General features: G+C 72.9%; 14 protein-coding genes and 1 pseudogene. 5 read left to right on the forward strand and 10 right to left on the reverse strand.

From position 1 onward, the window contains the following. Positions 1 to 582: 582 nt before the first annotated feature. The gene (gene trpS, locus ABD198_RS18215) at positions 583 to 1,629 is read left to right on the forward strand and encodes a tryptophan--tRNA ligase (RefSeq protein WP_344002658.1); all 1,047 of its coding nucleotides are present in this window, start codon (positions 583 to 585) and stop codon (positions 1,627 to 1,629) included. On the opposite strand, the gene ABD198_RS18220 is transcribed toward trpS, so the two are convergent. Further along, positions 1,548 to 2,528 (reverse strand): GlxA family transcriptional regulator, encoded by a 981-nt coding sequence (locus ABD198_RS18220; protein WP_344002660.1) that lies wholly within the window; start codon positions 2,526 to 2,528, stop codon positions 1,548 to 1,550. The two genes, trpS and ABD198_RS18220, sit on opposite strands and share 82 nt — an antisense overlap. On the opposite strand from ABD198_RS18220, the pseudogene ABD198_RS18225 reads away from it, so the two are divergent. Further along, positions 2,494 to 2,751, forward strand: a pseudogene (locus ABD198_RS18225) (isochorismatase family protein); the annotation flags it as partial. The gene ABD198_RS18220 and the pseudogene ABD198_RS18225 sit on opposite strands and share 35 nt — an antisense overlap. An 80-nt stretch (positions 2,752 to 2,831) precedes the next feature. Here the strand turns inward: ABD198_RS18225 and proC are convergent. The 4 genes from proC to ABD198_RS18250 all read right to left on the reverse strand — a co-directional run bounded on the left by proC (position 2,832) and on the right by ABD198_RS18250 (position 6,265). Continuing rightward, on the reverse strand, positions 2,832 to 3,644 hold the full coding sequence (proC, locus tag ABD198_RS18230; RefSeq protein ID WP_344002663.1) for a pyrroline-5-carboxylate reductase: 813 nt from the start codon (positions 3,642 to 3,644) through the stop codon (positions 2,832 to 2,834). A gap of 157 nt (positions 3,645 to 3,801) precedes the next feature. Next, positions 3,802 to 4,593, reverse strand: a complete 792-nt coding sequence (locus ABD198_RS18235) for an ABC transporter permease (RefSeq protein WP_344002666.1) — start codon at positions 4,591 to 4,593, stop codon at positions 3,802 to 3,804. Further along, positions 4,590 to 5,396 carry an ABC transporter ATP-binding protein gene (locus ABD198_RS18240; RefSeq protein ID WP_344002668.1) on the reverse strand — a complete coding sequence of 269 codons (807 nt, stop codon included), beginning with the start codon at positions 5,394 to 5,396 and terminating at the stop codon, positions 4,590 to 4,592. The genes ABD198_RS18235 and ABD198_RS18240 overlap by 4 nt, the downstream gene beginning before the upstream one ends. A 548-nt stretch (positions 5,397 to 5,944) precedes the next feature. Beyond that, positions 5,945 to 6,265: an SH3 domain-containing protein gene (locus ABD198_RS18250; protein WP_344002670.1), complete on the reverse strand. Its 321-nt coding sequence runs from the start codon at positions 6,263 to 6,265 to the stop codon at positions 5,945 to 5,947. Between the two features lie 191 nt (positions 6,266 to 6,456). On the opposite strand from ABD198_RS18250, the gene ABD198_RS18255 reads away from it, so the two are divergent. Further along, positions 6,457 to 8,658: a protein kinase domain-containing protein gene (locus ABD198_RS18255; protein WP_344002672.1), complete on the forward strand. Its 2,202-nt coding sequence runs from the start codon at positions 6,457 to 6,459 to the stop codon at positions 8,656 to 8,658. Positions 8,659 to 8,840: 182 nt separating this feature from the next. On the opposite strand, the gene ilvD is transcribed toward ABD198_RS18255, so the two are convergent. From ilvD to ABD198_RS18275, 4 genes are all read right to left on the reverse strand, one after another. Further along, positions 8,841 to 10,694: a dihydroxy-acid dehydratase gene (gene ilvD, locus ABD198_RS18260; protein WP_344002674.1), complete on the reverse strand. Its 1,854-nt coding sequence runs from the start codon at positions 10,692 to 10,694 to the stop codon at positions 8,841 to 8,843. 193 nt (positions 10,695 to 10,887) lie between these two features. Further along, entirely contained in the window at positions 10,888 to 11,538 is a 651-nt protein-coding gene (locus ABD198_RS18265; RefSeq protein ID WP_344002677.1) for a TetR/AcrR family transcriptional regulator, read from the reverse strand. Beyond that, positions 11,535 to 12,368: a sugar phosphate isomerase/epimerase family protein gene (locus ABD198_RS18270; RefSeq protein WP_344002680.1), complete on the reverse strand. Its 834-nt coding sequence runs from the start codon at positions 12,366 to 12,368 to the stop codon at positions 11,535 to 11,537. The genes ABD198_RS18265 and ABD198_RS18270 overlap by 4 nt, the downstream gene beginning before the upstream one ends. Before the next feature lie 333 nt (positions 12,369 to 12,701). Beyond that, positions 12,702 to 13,634 carry a Ppx/GppA family phosphatase gene (locus tag ABD198_RS18275; RefSeq protein ID WP_344002683.1) on the reverse strand — a complete coding sequence of 311 codons (933 nt, stop codon included), beginning with the start codon at positions 13,632 to 13,634 and terminating at the stop codon, positions 12,702 to 12,704. Between the two features lie 62 nt (positions 13,635 to 13,696). Here ABD198_RS18275 and ABD198_RS18280 point away from each other — a divergent pair, with 62 nt between their 5' ends. After that, entirely contained in the window at positions 13,697 to 14,605 is a 909-nt protein-coding gene (locus tag ABD198_RS18280; protein ID WP_344002686.1) for a DUF3109 family protein, read from the forward strand. 40 nt (positions 14,606 to 14,645) lie between these two features. Here ABD198_RS18280 and ABD198_RS18285 read toward each other — a convergent pair whose 3' ends face one another. Next, complete coding sequence (locus tag ABD198_RS18285; protein ID WP_344002690.1) at positions 14,646 to 16,427, reverse strand: BACON domain-containing protein; 1,782 nt, start codon at positions 16,425 to 16,427, stop codon at positions 14,646 to 14,648. A 294-nt stretch (positions 16,428 to 16,721) separates the two neighbouring features. Between ABD198_RS18285 and radA the strand changes: the two genes are divergently transcribed. Beyond that, entirely contained in the window at positions 16,722 to 18,131 is a 1,410-nt protein-coding gene (radA, locus tag ABD198_RS18290) for a DNA repair protein RadA (RefSeq protein WP_344002693.1), read from the forward strand. Positions 18,132 to 18,178 lie beyond the last annotated feature (47 nt).

Below are 18,178 nucleotides of genomic sequence, written 5' to 3' on the forward strand. Positions count from 1 at the left end.
CGGACGCTTCCTTCGTACTCACCCTCTCGGGCTTTCCTCCGGGCGCTTCCCTTCGGTGTTTCCGACTCTATCAGATCGTTTTCTCGACCTGACCCCCAGTCAGCGGGGTTCGTCCTCACGGCCGTTGGGCCGCTCCGACGAGTGAGACTTTAGCGGATTCCCGGCTCCCGAGCTAATCGGGGGCCTGCGTCCTTTCGAACGCGGATTCCTCCATTTCGCGAATACGCATGCCGATGACACGACGGCAGACAAACGACTGCTGTCGATCAGTGGTGGTACTCACGGAAGGGCTGTCCGGGGACCGACCGGAGTCGGCGCTCACATCGGACAACCCGGAGAACACTACGGATCACCTGGGGGCGTGTCAACTCGCGTGCTCACCCCACCCGCCGGGCGTACTCTTGTCCCCATGACGACGCGTACGCACTGCCAGTTCTGGTGGGCCGCCTGACGGCGGCCGTCGCTGCGTACGCACTCAACGGTCGCCGCTCCGGCGGCCGTTTTCGTTTCTCCTCCCAGGACTCCGGGGGCGGTCGGCCGGACGGCGGCCTCGATCCGACGAGCAGGAGAGGGAGAGACGAGATGACGCGGGTTTTCAGCGGGATCAAGCCGACCGGGCATCTGACGCTGGGGAACTACCTGGGGGCCATGCGGCGGTGGGCCGAGGTCGACCAGCACCGGGCCGATGCGCTGTTCTGCGTCGTCGACCTCCATGCGCTGACCGTGCACCACGATCCGGCGCGGGTGCGCAGGCTGAGCCGGCAGGCGGCGACGCTGCTGCTGGCGTCGGGGCTGGATCCGGAGCGGTGCACCCTGTTCGTGCAGAGCCATGTCGATGAGCATGCGCGGCTGTCGTATCTGCTGGAGTGCGTGGCGACCGACGGCGAGATGCGGCGGATGATCCAGTACAAGGAGAAGGCCGCGCGGGAGCAGCGGCGGGGCGGGAGCGTGCGGCTGTCGCTGCTGACGTACCCGGTGCTGATGGCGGCCGACATCCTGGCCTACCGGACCGACGAGGTGCCGGTGGGGGACGACCAGACGCAGCATGTCGAGCTGGCGCGGGATCTGGCGGTGCGGTTCAACCACCGGTACGGGCACACCTTCACGGTGCCGCGGGCGACGTCGCCGGCGGTGGCGGCGCGGGTGATGAATCTGCAGGACCCGGCGTCGAAGATGGGCAAGAGCGAGGACGTCGGGCCGGGGATCGTCTATCTGCTGGACGAGCCGGACGTGGTGCGCAGGAAGGTCATGCGGGCGGTGACCGACAGCGGGCGGGAGGTCGTCTACGACCGGGAGTCCCGGCCGGGGGTGGCGAATCTGCTGGAGATCCTGGCCGCGTGCTCGGGTGGGAACCCGGAGGAGCTGGCCGGTGTATACGAGTCGTACGGCGCTTTGAAGAAGGACACCGCGGAGGCTGTGGTCGAGGTGCTGCGGCCGGTGCAGCAGCGGCATCGGGAGCTGTGTGCGGATCCGGGATATGTGGAGGGGGTGCTGCGGGAGGGTGCTCGGCGGGCGCGGGAGATCGCCCGGCCGGTCGTGGACGCCGCCTACCGGGCGATCGGCCTGCTGCCGGCGGGGGCCGGTGAGGGCGCGGTCGAGGAGGCGGTGGCGCTGAACGCGGCCCGGTAGGCGCGGGGGCTGGTGGCGAGGCGCGATGCGAAGTGCTGGCGCATCGTGACCTCGCTGCCGAAGCCGGCGCGGCGGGCGACCTCGGGCATGGGGAGGTCGGTGCGTTCCAGGAGGCGCTGGGCGGCGGCGATGCGCTGGTCGAGGAGCCAGCGCAGGGGGGTGGTGCCGGTTGCGGCGGTGAAGTGGCGGGCGAAGGTGCGCGGTGCCATGCCCGCGTGGCGGGCGAGGTCGGCGACGGTGAGCGGTTCGTGGAGGTGGCGCAGGGCGTATTCGCGTACGGCGGCGAGGGTGTCGGCGTCGCGGTCGGTGCGGGGTGTGGGGTGCTGGATGAACTGGGCCTGGGTGCCGGTGCGGAAGGGGGCGGTGACCATGGAGCGGGCGACGGTGGCGGCGGCTTCGGCTCCGTGGGCGAGGCGGACCAGGTGGAGACAGAGGTCGATGCCGGCGGCGGTGCCGGCCGAGGTCCAGAGGTTGCCGTCCTCGATGAAGAGGGCGTCGGGCTCGACGGTGATCTCCGGGTGGCGGGCCTGGAGCTGCGGGGCGAGGTGCCAGTGGGTGACGGCGCGTCGGCCGTCGAGGAGCCCGGCCCGGGCGAGGACGAAGGCGCCGGCGCAGAGGGCGGCGATCGGGGTGCCGGCCCGGTGGGCGCTGCGGAGGGCGTCGAGGACGGGTTCGGCGACGGGGGTGTCGTGGTCGACCAGTCCCGGGACGACGATCAGGTCGGCCTCCGCGAGCCAGTCGAGGGGGCGGTCGGGGGTGAGGGTGAGTCCGCCCGGCATGGGGATGGGGTCGCCGGGGGTGGTGGCGGTGCGGCGCAGTTCGAACGGCGGGACGCCGGGGAGGGTGCGTTCGCTGCTCCAGAAGGGTGCCGGGGTGCGGCAGATCGTGATCGCCGGCATCCAGACGAACATGTGCAACGAGACGACGGCGCGCATGGGCGGGAACCTCGGCTACGACGTGCTGTTCCCGCTGGACGCCATGCACACCTTCGACCTGACCGGCCCGTTCGGCTGGACACTGACGGCGGACGAGCTGACGCGAGCAACGGCGGTGTCCCTGCACGGGGGACAGTTCGCCCGCGTAGTGACGACGGAGGAGGTGCTGGCCGCGGCGGCGAAGTAGGCCGCGGCCAGGCGGGCTCCCCGGCTCGGCCCCGCGCCTGGGTAGGACTGCGGGGCCGGCGGGCAGTGGCACCCGGTTGGTCAGGCGTTGTTGCCGGTGGCGAGTTCGCGGCTGCGGTCGCGGGCTGCTTCGAGGGCGGCGATCAGGGCGGCGCGGACGCCGTGGTTCTCGAGTTCGCGGATGGCGTTGATGGTGGTGCCCGCGGGGGAGGTGACGTTCTCGCGGAGGGTCACCGGGTGCTGGCCGCTGTCGCGGAGCATGGTGGCGGCGCCGATCGCGGACTGGACGATCAGGTCGTGGGCCTTGTCGCGGGGCAGGCCCAGCAGGATGCCGGCGTCGGTCATGGCCTCGACCAGGTAGAAGAAGTACGCCGGGCCGGAGCCGGAGAGGGCGGTGCAGGCGTCCTGCTGCGACTCGGGGACGCGGAGGGTCTTGCCTACGGCGCCGAAGATCTCCTCGGCGTGGGCGAGGTGTTCGGCGGTGGCGTGGCTGCCGGCGGAGATGACCGACATGGCCTCGTCGACCAGGGCGGGGGTGTTGGTCATGACGCGGACCACGGGGGTGCCCGCCGCGAGCCGCTCCTCGAAGTAGGCGGTCGGGATGCCGGCGGCGCCGCTGATGACCAGGCGGTCGGCGGGGACGTGCGGGGCGAGTTCGTCGAGGAGGGCGCCCATGTCCTGCGGCTTGACCGTGAGGATCAGGGTGTCGGCGGTCTTGGCGGCTTCCTGGTTGGAGACCGGGGTGACGCCGTGGCGGGTGCGGAGCTCCTCGGCCCGCTCCCGGCGGCGGGCGGTGACCAGGAGGTCGGCGGGGGCCCAGCCGGCGCGGATCATTCCGCTGAGCAGGGCTTCGCCGATCTTGCCGGTGCCGAGGACTGCGACTTTCTGGGTCATGGCTGCGGTGCCCTCCGGGGTGTGCGATGTCCGGTTTCATCCTCGCACCCGGACGGTGCGGGGCGGGCCGGTGTCCGGCAGGCGGGACGGTGGGGCGGGCTGTGTCACCGGCCCGCTGGGGCACCGCCGGCTGCGGCACCGGCTCGCGCCCCGCCCGTTACGGGGTCCGGCGGCGCAGGGTGGCCGCTCCCAGGCCGAGGACCAGCAGGGCGCAGCCGGCGACGATCAGCACGTCGCGGACGAAGGTGGCGGTCATGTCGGTGTGCCTGAGCACCTCGTTCATGCCGTCGACGGCGTAGGACATGGGCAGGACGTCCGAGATGCCCTCCAGGACGGGGTGCATGTTGTCGCGCGGGGTGAACAGGCCGCACAGGAGCAGCTGGGGGAAGATCACGGCCGGCATGAACTGGACCGCCTGGAACTCCGAGGCCGCGAAGGCCGAGACGAACAGACCGAGGGCCGTGCCGAGCAGCGCGTCGAGCAGGGCGACGAGGAGCAGCAGCCAGGCGCTGCCGGTGACGTCCAGGTCCAGGAACCACAGGGCGAGGCCGGTGGCGAGGGCGGACTGGACGATCGCGAGGGTGCCGAAGGCGAGGGCGTAGCCGGCGATCACGTCCCCCTTGCCCAGCGGCATGGCCAGCAGGCGTTCGAGGGTGCCCGAGGTGCGTTCGCGCAGGGTGGCGATGGAGGTCACCAGGAACATCGTGATCAGCGGGAAGATGCCGAGCAGGCTGGCGCCGATGCTGTCGAAGGTGCGCGGGCTGCCGTCGAAGACGTAGCGGAGCAGGAAGAGCATCAGGCAGGGCACCAGAAGCATCAGGGCGATGGTGCGCGGGTCGTGGCGGAGCTGGCGCAGCACCCGGCCCGCGGTCGCGGTGGTGCGGGAGAGGTTGAGGGCGCCGATCGGGGCGGCGGGGGCGCTCGCGGTGGTGGGGGTGCTGGTGCTCATGAGGTGGTCTCCTTGGCGCGGCCCGCGGCGGTCGCCGCGTCGACGAGGTGCAGGAAGGCCGCTTCGACGGTGTCGGCTCCGGTGCGGTCGCGGAGGGCGTCGGGTGTGTCGTCGGCGAGGAGCTCGCCGGCGCGCATCAGGAGCAGGCGGTGGCAGCGTTCGGCCTCGTCCATGACGTGCGAGGAGATCAGCAGCGTGGTGCCGCGCTCGGCGGCGATGTCGTGGAAGAGCTGCCAGAGGTCGCGGCGCAGCACGGGGTCGAGGCCGACGGTGGGCTCGTCGAGGACGAGCAGCTCGGGGGTGCCGAGGAGGGCGACGGCGAGGGAGACGCGGCTGCGCTGTCCGCCGGAGAGGTTGCCGGCGAGGGCGTCGGCGTGGCTGGTGAGGTCGACGTCGGCGATGGCGCGGGTGACGCTCTCGCGGCGCAGGCCGGCGGCGGCGCGGCCGGGGTGGAGGATCGCCGCGAAGTAGTCGAGGTTCTGACGGACGGTCAGGTCGTCGTAGACGGACGGGGCCTGGGTGACGTAGCCGATGCGGGCGCGCAGGGAGGGGTGTCCGGCGGGGCGGCCGAGAACGTCCAGGGTGCCGGTGACCTTGGCCTGGGTGCCGACGACGGCGCGCATCAGGGTCGACTTGCCGCAGCCGGAGGGGCCGAGGAGGCCGGTGATCTGGCCGCGCGGGACGGTGAAGCCGAGGTTGCGCAGGACGGTCCGGGAGCCTCGGACGACGGTGAGGTCCTGGGCGCGCACGGCCGGGGGGTCCGGATCCGGGCGGCGGGGCGGCTCGGAAGAGTAATTCATCATGTGATGAATAATCCTCTCGCGGGTGCGGTCCGTCAAGCGGCCCGTGGTCGGTCTTGGCTTCCGGGATTCCGGGATTCCGGGGGTCCCGGGTCACGGTGGCCCGGGGCTCCGGGCACGGGGGGCCGGGGTTCCGGGCACGGGGGCCCGGGGTTCCGGGCACGGGGGGCCCGGGGTTCCGGGATCGGCGGCGGTGCATACGGCACAGGTGCGCGTACGGCACTGGCGCATACGGCACAGGGCGGCGACCTTCCGTCGGCGGCACGGGGGTGCGGTCACCGACGGCAGGTCGCCGCCGTGTGTAAGGGACTGCTGCCCTGTGTGAGGGTCTGCTGCGGTAGGTGGGGTGGTGGAAGGCGCCCCTCAGGCGCGGCGGCGCTTCTTCGGGTTGCCCGAGCGGCGGGAGATGCGCTGGTCGTCCCGAAGAAGCGGAGGGGTTCGGGCCGGGGGCCACCGGTGGTGTCCGGGGTGCCCGCGGCGCGGTCCGGGGTGCCGTTGACTGCGCTCACGCATCGATTATGGCGCCGGCCGGGCCGCGGGCCCCCGCGGGATCAGGAGCAGCGCGAGGTCACATAGCCGTCGCGCCCGGTCTTCACATAGGCGTCCGAGACGTACTCGCCGTTGCCGATGTTGTCCCAGATCTTGCTGGTGCCGTAGGGGCCGGTCACCGTGGTGCCGGGCCGCTGGCAGTGGATCGGGACCTTGGCGCCCACCGGCAGTACGCGCACGATGCGGTAGCTCGTGCCCGGACCGCTGCGGACGTTCAGCCGGACGCCCGGTGCCACCGGGTAGTAGCGGACGGCCGCCGCTGCCGTCGTGGTGACGGCCTCCTCGGTGCGCGGCTCGGCCTCTTCGATGCGGTCGGCAGACATGTCGTTCCTCCCCCGTCGAGCCCCATGACCGCCATGGGATCACGTTCATTCCCCTGGATCACGGGACGAAACACGCGTTCGCATCTCGCATGCGAAGGCTACAACTCCCCACAAGCCCCCTCGGTCTCGTACGTCTCATCGACTAGGCTCCGTGATTCGCGCGCGCGGACGAACAGCACGGGGGTGGTTCCATGGCGCCACAGCGGAACGCCGGAGCGGGCGCGGAAGCGGAACTTCCTGAGTACGCCGGTCACTACCGGCTGGAGTCACGGCTGGGCTCCGGCGGCATGGGCGTGGTGCATCTGGCGCGCAGCACCTCGGGTCTGAAGCTCGCGGTGAAGGTCGTGCATGCGGACCTCGCGCGGGATCCGGAGTTCCGGGGGCGGTTCCGGCAGGAGGTCGCGGCGGCGCGGCGGGTGAGCGGTGCCTTCACCGCACCGGTCGTGGACGCCGACCCGGAGGCCGAACGGCCGTGGATGGCCACGCTGTTCATCCCGGGGCCGACGCTCGCCGAGCAGGTGAAGCAGCACGGGCCGATGCCGGCGTCCCAGCTGCGCCGGCTGATGGCCGGCCTGGCGGAGGCGCTGCGTGACATCCACCGGGTGGGTGTGGTGCACCGGGATCTCAAGCCGAGCAATGTGCTGCTGGCCGAGGACGGGCCGAAGGTCATCGACTTCGGCATCTCCCGGCCCAGCGACAGCGAACTGCGCACCGAGACGGGCAAGTTGATCGGCACTCCCCCGTTCATGGCGCCCGAGCAGTTCCGCAGCCCCCGCGAAGTGGGCCCCGCCGCCGACATCTTCGCCCTGGGTTCCGTCCTGGTGCACGCGGCGACCGGACGGGGGCCGTTCGACTCCGACAGCCCCTACATCGTCGCCTACCAGGTGGTGCACGACGAGCCGGATCTGACGGGGGTGCCGGACGACCTGGCGCCGCTGGTGCTCAGATGCCTGGCCAAAGAGCCCCAGGACCGGCCGGCCCCCGACGAGCTGATGCGTGAACTGCGGTCGGTCGCGGCCTCGTACGACACCCAGACGTTCATTCCGCCGCAGCGGATGGGGACCGCCGCTCCCGTGACGCAGGCCGAGGAGCCCGCGGAGGAGTCTTCCCACGGACCCGCCGAAGGCCCCGCACCCGCCGAGCTCCCCGAGAAGCCCGGCGAGAAGCCCGCCGGGAAGCCTGCCGAACAGCCCGCCGCCCCCGAGGCGGACCGCCGCCCCGTCCGGCGTCCCGGGCGGAAGGTCGCTCTGGGGGCCGGGGCGCTGGCGCTGGCGTTGGCCGGCGGACTCGCCTCACTCCAGCTCTTCGCTGGTGAGAACAAGACCCCCGAGAAGACCGCCTCACGCACCAGCGCGGCGGCCTTCACCCCCTGGGAGGCGTCCCCGACCGGCGAGCAGGGCTTCGCCCAGTGCTCTCACGGGGCGGGACGGCTGCTGTGTACGCATGGGGGGACGGTCGTCGCGCTCGACCCGGACGACGGGGACGTGCTGTGGCGGCGCCCGGTGCGGAACGAACCGAGCGGCCCGCCGGCCCTCTCGGGCGGGCTCGTCCACCCCCTGCTCACCCTGCGCCGGGGCCTGGTGGCGCTGGACCCCGCGTCGGGCGAGCCGAAGTGGCGGCAGGAGGCCGCCGTGCACGACACCGGCGTGCTCGCCGGGGACACGCTGCTGCTCACGGGCGCGGACGGCACGGTCACCGCCCTCGACAGCGCGTCCGGTGACAAGCGGTGGAGCCGTCCGCTGCCGGGGCACACGGCGCCGGTGCTGCTGCACTCGTTCCCCGGGGACCCGCTGGGGTACGCGGTCAACACGTCCCTCGACAGCAGGCACACCCGGGTCACGGCGGTCGATCCGCAGAGCGGCGAAGTGCGCTGGGAGGCGCGGATGACCGGGTTGCTGATGCCGGTCGGGACGGCGGACGGGGCGATGGTGTTCCTCGCCGTCGACACCGTCTACGGGAAGGCACAGGCCGTGGTCCGCTACGAGCCCGGCACCCGCAGGACGCGGCGCGCGGCTCTGCCCGTCCCCTTGGAGCAGCCGCAGGGGATGGTCCGGGGCGGCACCGCCTACCTCTCGGGCGCCGGCGGCAGGATCGTGGCCTTCGACACGGGCGCGCTGCGGCAGCGGTGGAGCCTGGAGACCGGCGCGGTCCGCACCTCCGTGCCGGCCGCCGACGAGCGGTATGTGTACGTCACCGCGCCCGACGGACGGCTGCTCGCCGTGGACGCGAGGGCGGGGCGGCTGGCCGGACAGACCGCGGCGCGACTAGGGAGGCACGGGGACCGGGTGCCCCCGTCGCTGCCGGCGCCGGTGGTCGAGGGCGGGCGGGTGTATGCCGCGGCGCCGGACGGGACCGTGTTCGCCGTGGACGGGCGCGACCCGGCGGGCTGGTAGGCGGTCTCAGCCAGGGCGTCACGGCGGGCCGAGGACCAGGGCGTCACGGCGGGCCGAGGAAACGGGTGAGGGCCGCCGCCGTGAGGTCGTGAGATCACGGGGCGGCCCTCGGCCGTGTGTGTCGTCGTCGTGGCTTCCGGCTGCGGGTCGGCCCGGCTTGGGTCGGCTCGGGTCGGCTCGGGTCAGCCCAGCTTGGAGATGTCCCGGACCGCGCCCTTGTCGGCGCTCGTCGCCATGGCCGCGTAGGCCTTCAGCGCCGCGGACACCTTGCGGTCGCGGTTCTTCGGCGCGTAACGGCCGTTCAGGGCCTGCTCGCGGCGGGCGAGTTCGGTGCTGTCGACGAGGAGCTCGATGGAGCGGTTGGGGATGTCGATGCGGATGCGGTCGCCGTCCTCGACCAGGGCGATGGTGCCGCCGGAGGCCGCCTCCGGGGAGGCGTGGCCGATGGACAGGCCGGAGGTGCCGCCGGAGAAGCGGCCGTCGGTGATCAGGGCGCAGGCTTTGCCCAGGCCGCGGCTCTTCAGGTACGAGGTCGGGTAGAGCATCTCCTGCATGCCGGGGCCGCCCTTGGGGCCCTCGTAGCGGATGACGACGACGTCGCCCTCCTTGACCTGCTTGGTGAGGATCTTCTCGACGGCCTCCTCCTGCGACTCGCAGACCACCGCCGGGCCCTCGAAGGTCCAGATGGACTCGTCGACGCCGGCCGTCTTCACCACGCAGCCGTCGACGGCGAGGTTGCCGCGCAGCACGGCGAGGCCGCCGTCCTTGGAGTAGGCGTGCTCGACCGAGCGGATGCAGCCGCTTTCGGCGTCCTCGTCGAGCGACTCCCAGCGCTCGGACTGGGAGAAGGCCTCGGCGGAGCGGACGCAGCCGGGTGCCGCGTGCCACAGCTCCACGGCCTCCGCCGACGGGGAGCCGCCGCGCACGTCCCAGGTCTTCAGCCAGTCGGCCAGCGACGGGCTGTGGACGGAGTGCACGTCCTCGTTGAGCAGGCCCGCGCGGTGCAGTTCGCCGAGGAGGGCGGGGATGCCGCCGGCGCGATGCACGTCCTCCATGTAGTACGTGCGGTCCTTGGCGACGTTCGGGGCGACCTTGGCCAGGCAGGGCACGCGGCGGGAGAGGGCGTCGATCTCGGTGAGGCCGAAGGGGACCTCCGCCTCCTGGGCGGCGGCCAGCAGGTGCAGGATCGTGTTGGTGGAGCCGCCCATGGCGATGTCCAGGGCCATGGCGTTCTCGAAGGCCTGGAAGGTGGCGATGCTGCGCGGCAGGACCGACTCGTCGTCGTGCTCGTAGTAGCGGCGGGTGAGGTCCATCACCGTGTGGGCCGCGCGGACGTAGAGGTCCTTGCGGGCGGTGTGGGTGGCGAGGACCGAGCCGTTGCCGGGGAGGGACAGGCCCATCGCCTCGGTCAGGCAGTTCATCGAGTTGGCGGTGAACATGCCGGAGCAGGAGCCGCAGGTGGGGCAGGCGTTCTCCTCGATGCGCAGCACGTCCGCGTCGGAGACGTTCTCGTTGGCGGCCTCGACCATGGCGTCGACCAGGTCCAGCGTGCGGACCGTGCCGTCGACCAGGGTGGCGCGGCCGGACTCCATCGGGCCGCCGGAGACGAACACCGTGGGGATGTTCAGGCGCAGGGCCGCGTTGAGCATGCCCGGGGTGATCTTGTCGCAGTTGGAGATGCAGATCAGGGCGTCGGCGCGGTGGGCCTCCACCATGTACTCCACGCTGTCCGCGATCATGTCGCGGGACGGGAGCGAGTACAGCATGCCGCCGTGGCCCATCGCGATGCCGTCGTCCACGGCGATGGTGTTGAACTCGCGGGGGATGCCGCCGGCCTCCTTCACCGCCTCGCTGACGATGCGGCCGACCGGGGCCAGGTGGGTGTGGCCGGGCACGAACTCGGTGAAGCTGTTGGCGACGGCGACGATCGGCTTCCGCCCGATGTCCGCACCGGGTACACCCGAGGCACGCATAAGGGCGCGGGCGCCCGCCATGTTGCGGCCGTGGGTGACTGTGCGGGACCTCAGTTCGGGCATCGTCGCTCGCTCCTTCAGACCTTCTGCGAAGAGTGCGGACCGGACAGGTCCGGCTGTGTCGAGCGTACGCCGGTCATCCAGAGGGCGGGACAAGGTGTCCGGAATGCGGGATGCATATCTCAGTTCTCCCGGTCCCCCGGGGCTCGGTTCCCCGGGTCCCCCGGGGCCGGCGGTCCCGCGTCCGCGTCGGCGTTCAGGGCCCGGTGAGGTGCCCCTGCACCACGGGGGCCACGCGCCGGATGATCTGCTCCGGGTCCGCCGAGGCCAGCGGCTCCACCTTGATCACATAGCGGATCATCGCGACGCCGACGAGCTGCGCCGCGGCCAGCTCGGCGCGCAGCTCCGCGTCCGGCAGGTCGACCCGGGCGGCGATGTGGCGCAGCAACTGGCCGGCGACCAGGCGGCGGAAGACGGCGGCCGCGGCCTCGTTGTTCATGGCCGAGCGGACGATGGCCAGCAGCGGGGCCCGGGTCACCGGGTTCTCCCAGAGCCCGAGCAGGATCCGGGTCATCCGCTCGCCGGCCTCCTCGATGGGGCCGGTGACCACCGCGTCCCGCATCGCCAGGGCGGGCGCGAAGGCGACCTCCACCGCGGCCTCGAACACCTGCTCCTTGGTGCCGAAGTAGTGGTGCACCAGTGCTGAGTCCACACCGGCGGCCTTGGCGATGCCCCGTACGGACGCCTTCTCGTAACCGCGTTCGGAGAAGACCTCGCGGGCCGCGTCGAGGATGCGGTCGCGGGTGTCGGCGGACTCGGTGCGCGGGGGGCGGCCGCGGCGGCGGGCCGCTCCCTTGGCGCCGCCGGGCGTGTCCGCGTCGCCGCCGGGCGCGGTGAGGCCGGTCACGAGTGCGGCACCCCTGCCGGTGAGCAGGCGGAGGCCAGGTGCAGGCGGGTGAAGGCCAGCGCCTCCGCCAGGTCGGCCTCGCGCTCGGCGCTGGACATGGCGCGGCGGGTGTTGACCTCGATCACCACATGGCCGTCGAAGCCGGTGCGGCCGAGGTGCTCCAGTACCTCGGCGCAGGGCTGGGTGCCGCGGCCGGGGACCAGGTGCTCGTCCTTGGCGGAGCCGCGGCCGTCGGCGAGGTGGACATGGCCGAGGCGGTCGCCCATGCGGTCCAGCATCTGCAGGGCGTCGGTGCGGGCGGTCGCGGCGTGGCTGAGGTCGATGGTGAAGTGGCGGTAGTCGTCCTTGGTGACGTCCCAGTCGGGGGCGTAGGCGAGCATCTCGCGGTCGCGGTAGCGCCAGGGGTACATGTTCTCCACGGCGAACTTCACATCCGTCTCGTTCGCCATCCGCCAGATGCCCTCCACGAAACCCCGGGAGTACTGCCGCTGCCAGCGGAACGGGGGATGCACCACGACGGTGCTCGCGCCCAGCTTCTCGGCGGCCGCCTGCGCCCGCTGGAGCTTGGTCCACGGGTCGGTGGACCACACCCGCTGGGTGATGAGCAGGCAGGGGGCGTGCACGGCGAGGATCGGGATGCGGTGGTAGTCGCTGAGCCGCCGCAGCGCCTCGATGTCCTGGCTGACCGGGTCGGTCCACACCATGACCTCGACGCCGTCGTATCCGAGCCGCGCCGCGATCTCGAAGGCCGTCGCCGTGGACTCCGGATAGACGGAGGCCGTCGACAGGGCGACCTTCGCATCCGGGACGCGCACGAGGGGCTTGGCCATGAGGGACAGGTTACGGGGTGGCATCGGGTGGGGGCCGGGCGCCCGATCACCCTTGTGGCGGACGCCATAAGGGGCCGTCCTCGGGCCGGCCACCCCCTGATCCAAGGTCCGCCTGATGTGATCCAGGGGGCGCAGGCCGTGATCCGACGGGCCGCCGGCCCTGGTCCCGAGGGCTGATCCCAACGGGCCTCCGGCCGTTGATCCGCCGGGCCTGGGTGTCCGCCCGGCACTCCCCCAGCCTTCGGCCGCGGGACCCCCAGAGCACGCACCGGACGCCGCGGAGCCCGCCCTCCGGGCGGACGACGCGACTTCGCGGACACCCCCTAGAGCCACCTAGCCCTGATCCATGTGGTCCAGGCGCCGCAGGATCACGCCCTCGCGGAGGGCCCATGGGCAGATTTCCAGGCGTTCCACGCCGAAGAGGTCCATCGCGGCCTCCGCGACCAGGGCGCCCGCGAGCAGCTGCCCGGCCCGGCCCTCGGAGACGCCGGGGAGCTCGGCGCGCTCGGCGGCGGTCATCCCGGACAGCCGCGGCACCCAGTTCTCCAGGGACTCCCGCTTCAGCTCGCGCTGCACGTACAGCCCCTCGGCGGAGCGGGCGGCGCCGGCGAGCCGGGCGAGCTGCTTGAACGTCTTGGAGGTGGCCACCACGTGGTCGGGGGCGCCCAGGCGGCTGAAGTCGCCGACGGTGCGGGCGATCTCGGTGCGCACATGGCGCCGCAGGGCACGGACGTCGTCCGGTGCGGGCGGGTCGCCGGGCAGCCAGGCGGCGGTGAGGCGGCCGGCGCCCAGCGGCAGCGACACCGCGGCGTCGGGCTCCTCGTCCATGCCGTAGGCGATCTCCAGGGAGCCGCCGCCGATGTCGATGACCAGCAGCTTGCCCGCGGACCAGCCGAACCAGCGGCGGGCGGCGAGGAAGGTCAGCCGGGCCTCCTCCTCACCCGTGAGCACCTGGAGCTCGACGCCGGTCTCCTGACGCACCCGGTCGAGCACCTCGTCGGCGTTGACCGCGTCGCGCACCGCGGAGGTGGCGAACGGCAGCAGGTCCTCGACGCCCTTGTCCTCCGCGGCGGTCAGGGCGTCCTGGATGACGGAGACCAGCCGCTCCACGCCGGCGGAGCCGATCGCCCCGTCGCCGTCGAGGAGCTGGGCGAGGCGGAGTTCCGCCTTGTGCGAGTGCGCGGGCAGCGGGCAGGCACCGGGGTGCGCGTCCACCACCAGCAGGTGCACCGTGTTCGAACCGACGTCGAGGACACCAAGTCTCATATACGGAACGCTACTGCCCACGGCGGTGCGGAGTCGCGGTCCGGGCGACTTACCCTGGACGGGTGCCAAAGACGAAAAAGGCGAAGGACGCGAAATCGCCCAAGAAGGACAAGCGAGCCCAGAAGACCGCGGCGCCTGCGGTTCCTGCGGCCGAGCCCCCCGTGGACGACGAGAAGGGGCTCGACTTCGCTCGCGCCTGGGTGGAGTTTCCTGATCCGGCGGACGACGAGCAGGTCTTCCGCTGCGATCTGACATGGCTGACCTCTCGCTGGAACTGCATCTTCGGCAGCGGCTGCCAGGGCATCCAGGCCGGCCGCGCGGACGACGGGTGCTGCACCCTGGGTGCCCACTTCTCGGACGAGGACGACGAGAAGCGGGTCGCCGAGCATGTGGCACGTCTCACACCGGACATCTGGCAGCACCACGCCGAGGGCACCAGGAACGGCTGGGTGTCCGTGGACGAGGACGGCGACCGCCAGACCCGCCCCTACCAGGGCTCCTGCATCTTCCAGAACCGGCCGGGCTTCCCCGGCGGCATGGGCTGCTCGCTGCACATCCTCGCCCTGAAGGAGGGCCGCGAGCCGCTGGAGACCAAGCCGGACGTGTGCTGGCAGCTGCCGATCCGGCGCACCTACGACTGGATCGACCGCCCCGACGACACCCGGGTACTGCAGGTGTCGATCGGCGAGTACGACCGGCGCGGCTGGGGGCCGGGCGGTCATGACCTGCACTGGTGGTGCACCTCGGCGACCTCGGCGCACGGCGCGGGCGAGCCGGTGTACGTCTCCTACCGGGCCGAACTGACCGAGCTGATGGGCAAGGCCGGCTACGACCGGCTGGTCGAGCTGTGCGAGGAGCGCCTGGCCTCGCAGCTGCCCCTGCTGGCACCCCACCCGGCGGACCCGCCGCTGGAGCCCGCGACCGATCCGGCGCAGAGCACTGAGCTCCGGAACACCGACCCCCAAGCCTGATGTGACGCCGTCGCCTCGTGCTCGCAGGGCCGTGACGGCGTCAGGGCGTCTGATCCGGGGTGCCGGCATCGTCCGACGGCGGCACCGGGTCCGTGGGGACGTCGTCGGCCGGATCGCCGGTGCCCGGCTCGGGGTCCGGGGAGGTCGCGGGCGGCTCGCTCGGTTCGGGCTCCGACGGCGAAGGGCTCGTCGGGTCCGGTTCCGGGTCCGAGGAGGACGGCGGCGGGCTGCTGGGCGTGCCCGGGTGGGAGGTGCCCGGCCCGCCGGGGTGGCCGGGATGCGATCCGGTCGGCGTCGAGGGGGCGGAGGGGCTGGGGACGGGGCCGTAGCCGTCGATGGTGACGACCACGCCCGCCGGGGCGATCGCCACCCGCGCGCTCCAGTGGCCGGACGGCTCGCGCAGCTGGTCGACGTACACCTTGATCGTCAGGGACTCGCCGGGCTGGAGCAGGCCCGAGGACTGGCTGAGGTAGAGCCAGGACGCCCCGGTCGACGCAGACCAGCGCACGGGGACGGTGCCGGTGGCGGTGAGGGTGATCAGCGTGGTGTCGCCGCTGTGTCCGGCCGTGACGTCCAGCGCGGCCGCCCCCTGCTGCCCGGTGCCCGTGACGTCGACGACCTCCACGGACACGTCCGCCTTCGCCTCCTTGTCCTTCTTGCCGAAGCGCGCGCCGGGCTGGGTGCTGGCGTTGCCGGCGTTCTCGTAGCCGCCCGCTCCCTCGCCGTCCAGGTCGACGGGGCCGTCCGCCTCCCGCGCGGAGGCCGAGCGGCCGTCCTGCGCCTCGCCCACGGGGGTGCCCCGGTAGGCGGCCCACAGGGCGAGCACCGGCGCGGCGACGACGGTGGCCACCACGGTCGTGGTGACCGCGCGGGCGCGCAGCCGGTCCCGGCGGGCCGCGCGGTCCTTGGGGTCCATGGGGAAGCCGCGCCGGTCGAAGCGGGGTGCGGCGGTGCGTCCGCGCGGGTGGTGCGCCATGGCGGCGTGCAGCGCCGCGGTGGGCGCGGGCAGCACGGGCAGGGCGTCGGGGGTGACCGTGGTGCCGGGCCAGCGGCCGGGGATGGCCCGCTCGGCGGTACGGCGGCAGCGGGGGCAGTCGTCGACGTGCCGGACCAGCTCGCGGCGCACGGCGCTGCTGAGCACCAGCTGGTGATCGCCGGTGAGATGCGCTACGCCCGGACAGCTGCCGGTCTCGACGACGGCGAGCGCCGCCCGGGTGCGCTCCACCTCGCAGGCCGCCGAGGCGAGCAGATCGTGCGCGGCGGCCGGTTCCATGCCGAGCACGGCGGCCACCTCGCCGGCGCCGAGCTTGTGCCGCACGGCCAGCTCCAGCGCCTCGCGCTGCTCCGGGGTGGTGCCGGCGGCCTCCGGCCACGCCAGCAGCGCCAGTTCGCGCCGGCGCTGCTCCTGGACCTCCTCGGAGACGGGCGGCGCGGAGGCGGTGCGGGCCGGGCGGGCCGGGCGCGGCCGGCCGGTACGGCCCGCGGCGTGCGTGGTCTGACGTTTCTGCTTGGCCTCGGTCAGCTTGCACAGGCAGGCCCAGCGGGCTAGCGCGTACAGCCAGGCCTTGCGCTCGCCGGGGGCGTCGGGGACGTGCCGGCCGCGGCGCTCGGCGACGGCGAGGACATCGGCGAGGGCGGCGGTCGCCGCGTCGTGATCGCACAGCACGGACAGGCAGTAGGTGAACAGCCCGTCCAGGTACGGCTCGTACGGCGCGGGCGGCCGCTTCGCGAGTGCGCGAGCGGCCCCACGGTCACGCACCTCGCGGTGCGCCCGGTGTGCGCCGGTCGTGCGGGTCGAGGTCTCCGGGCCACTGCTCATCATTCGGCGACCGTAGGGGGCCTCGGGCGGCCCCTTCCGGAGGGCTGCGCTCTTTTAATCCATACGGGTGAAACGATCCCTCAATTGACGACGGAAACCTTGGCGCTCAACGGATGGGACGATTTTTCAGCCGGTTCCCGGCGCACTCCCGGCGCGTTTCCGGGCGCTCTTCCCACGAGTTCCCAGCGTGCGCCCGGGATGCCCTCGGTGCGGGGCGCGCGGGTGCCGGACGCCGCCCGGCGCCGGGGCCGGGGCCGGACGCCGCCCGCTGTCAGAGGCGGCCTATACCTTGTGCGCATGGCTGCCCGCACCAAGACCACCAAGGACCGCCCGTCCTACCGCTGCACCGAGTGCGGCTGGCAGACGGCCAAGTGGCTCGGCCGCTGCCCCGAGTGCCAGGCCTGGGGCACCGTCGAGGAGTACGGCGCGCCCGCGGTCCGGACGACCACGCCCGGCCGGGTCACCACCTCCGCCCTCCCCATCGGCCAGGTCGACGGACGGCAGGCCGCCGCCCGGTCCACGGGCGTGCCGGAGCTGGACCGGGTGCTCGGCGGCGGGCTGGTCCCCGGCGCGGTGGTGCTGGTGGCGGGCGAGCCCGGCGTCGGCAAGTCCACGCTGCTGCTGGACGTCGCGGCCAAGTCGGCGAGCGAGGAGCACCGCACGCTGTATGTGACGGGCGAGGAGTCGGCGAGCCAGGTCCGGCTGCGCGCCGACCGCATCCACGCCATCGACGACCACCTCTACCTCGCCGCCGAGACGGATCTTGCCGCGGTGCTCGGCCACTTGGACGCGGTGAAGCCGTCGCTGCTGATCCTGGACTCGGTGCAGACGGTCGCCTCCCCGGAGATCGACGGCGCCCCGGGCGGCATGGCGCAGGTGCGCGAGGTGGCCGGGGCGCTGATCCGCGCCTCCAAGGAGCGCGGGATGTCCACGCTGCTGGTGGGGCATGTCACCAAGGACGGCGCGATCGCGGGCCCCCGCCTGCTGGAGCACCTGGTCGACGTGGTGCTGCACTTCGAGGGCGACCGGCACGCCCGGCTGCGCCTGGTCCGCGGCGTCAAGAACCGCTACGGCACCACCGACGAGGTCGGCTGCTTCGAACTGCACGACGAGGGCATCACGGGCCTCGCGGACCCGAGCGGACTTTTCCTGACCCGTCGTGACGAACCGGTCCCCGGCACCTGCCTGACGGTCACCCTCGAGGGCCGCCGCCCGCTGGTCGCCGAAGTGCAGGCGCTCACCGTCGACTCGCAGATCCCCTCCCCCCGGCGCACCACCTCCGGCCTGGAGACCTCACGTGTGTCGATGATGCTGGCGGTGCTGGAACAGCGCGGCCGGATCAGCGCCTTGGGCAAAAGGGACATCTACTCCGCGACGGTCGGCGGCGTGAAGCTCTCCGAGCCGGCCGCGGACCTGGCCGTGGCGCTCGCCCTGGCCTCCGCCGCCAGCGACACTCCGCTGCCGAAGAACCTGGTCGCGATCGGCGAGGTGGGACTCGCGGGCGAGGTGAGACGCGTCACGGGCGTGCAGCGCAGGCTCGCCGAGGCACACCGCCTGGGCTTCACACATGCCCTGGTGCCGGGCGATCCGGGCAGGATTCCGGCCGGTATGAAGGTTCTGGAAGTCGCGGACATAGGGGACGCTCTGCGCGTCCTTCCGCGCTCCCGTCGGCGAGAGGCCCCACGGGAGGCGGAGGACCGCCGGTAGACTTTTCCCAGGTCTCGCCCGTCCGTACGAACCGAGTGCGCGAAACG

It is taken from the genome of Streptomyces thermocarboxydovorans, assembly GCF_039524635.1.
Classification (GTDB): Bacteria; Actinomycetota; Actinomycetes; order Streptomycetales; family Streptomycetaceae; genus Streptomyces; species Streptomyces thermocarboxydovorans.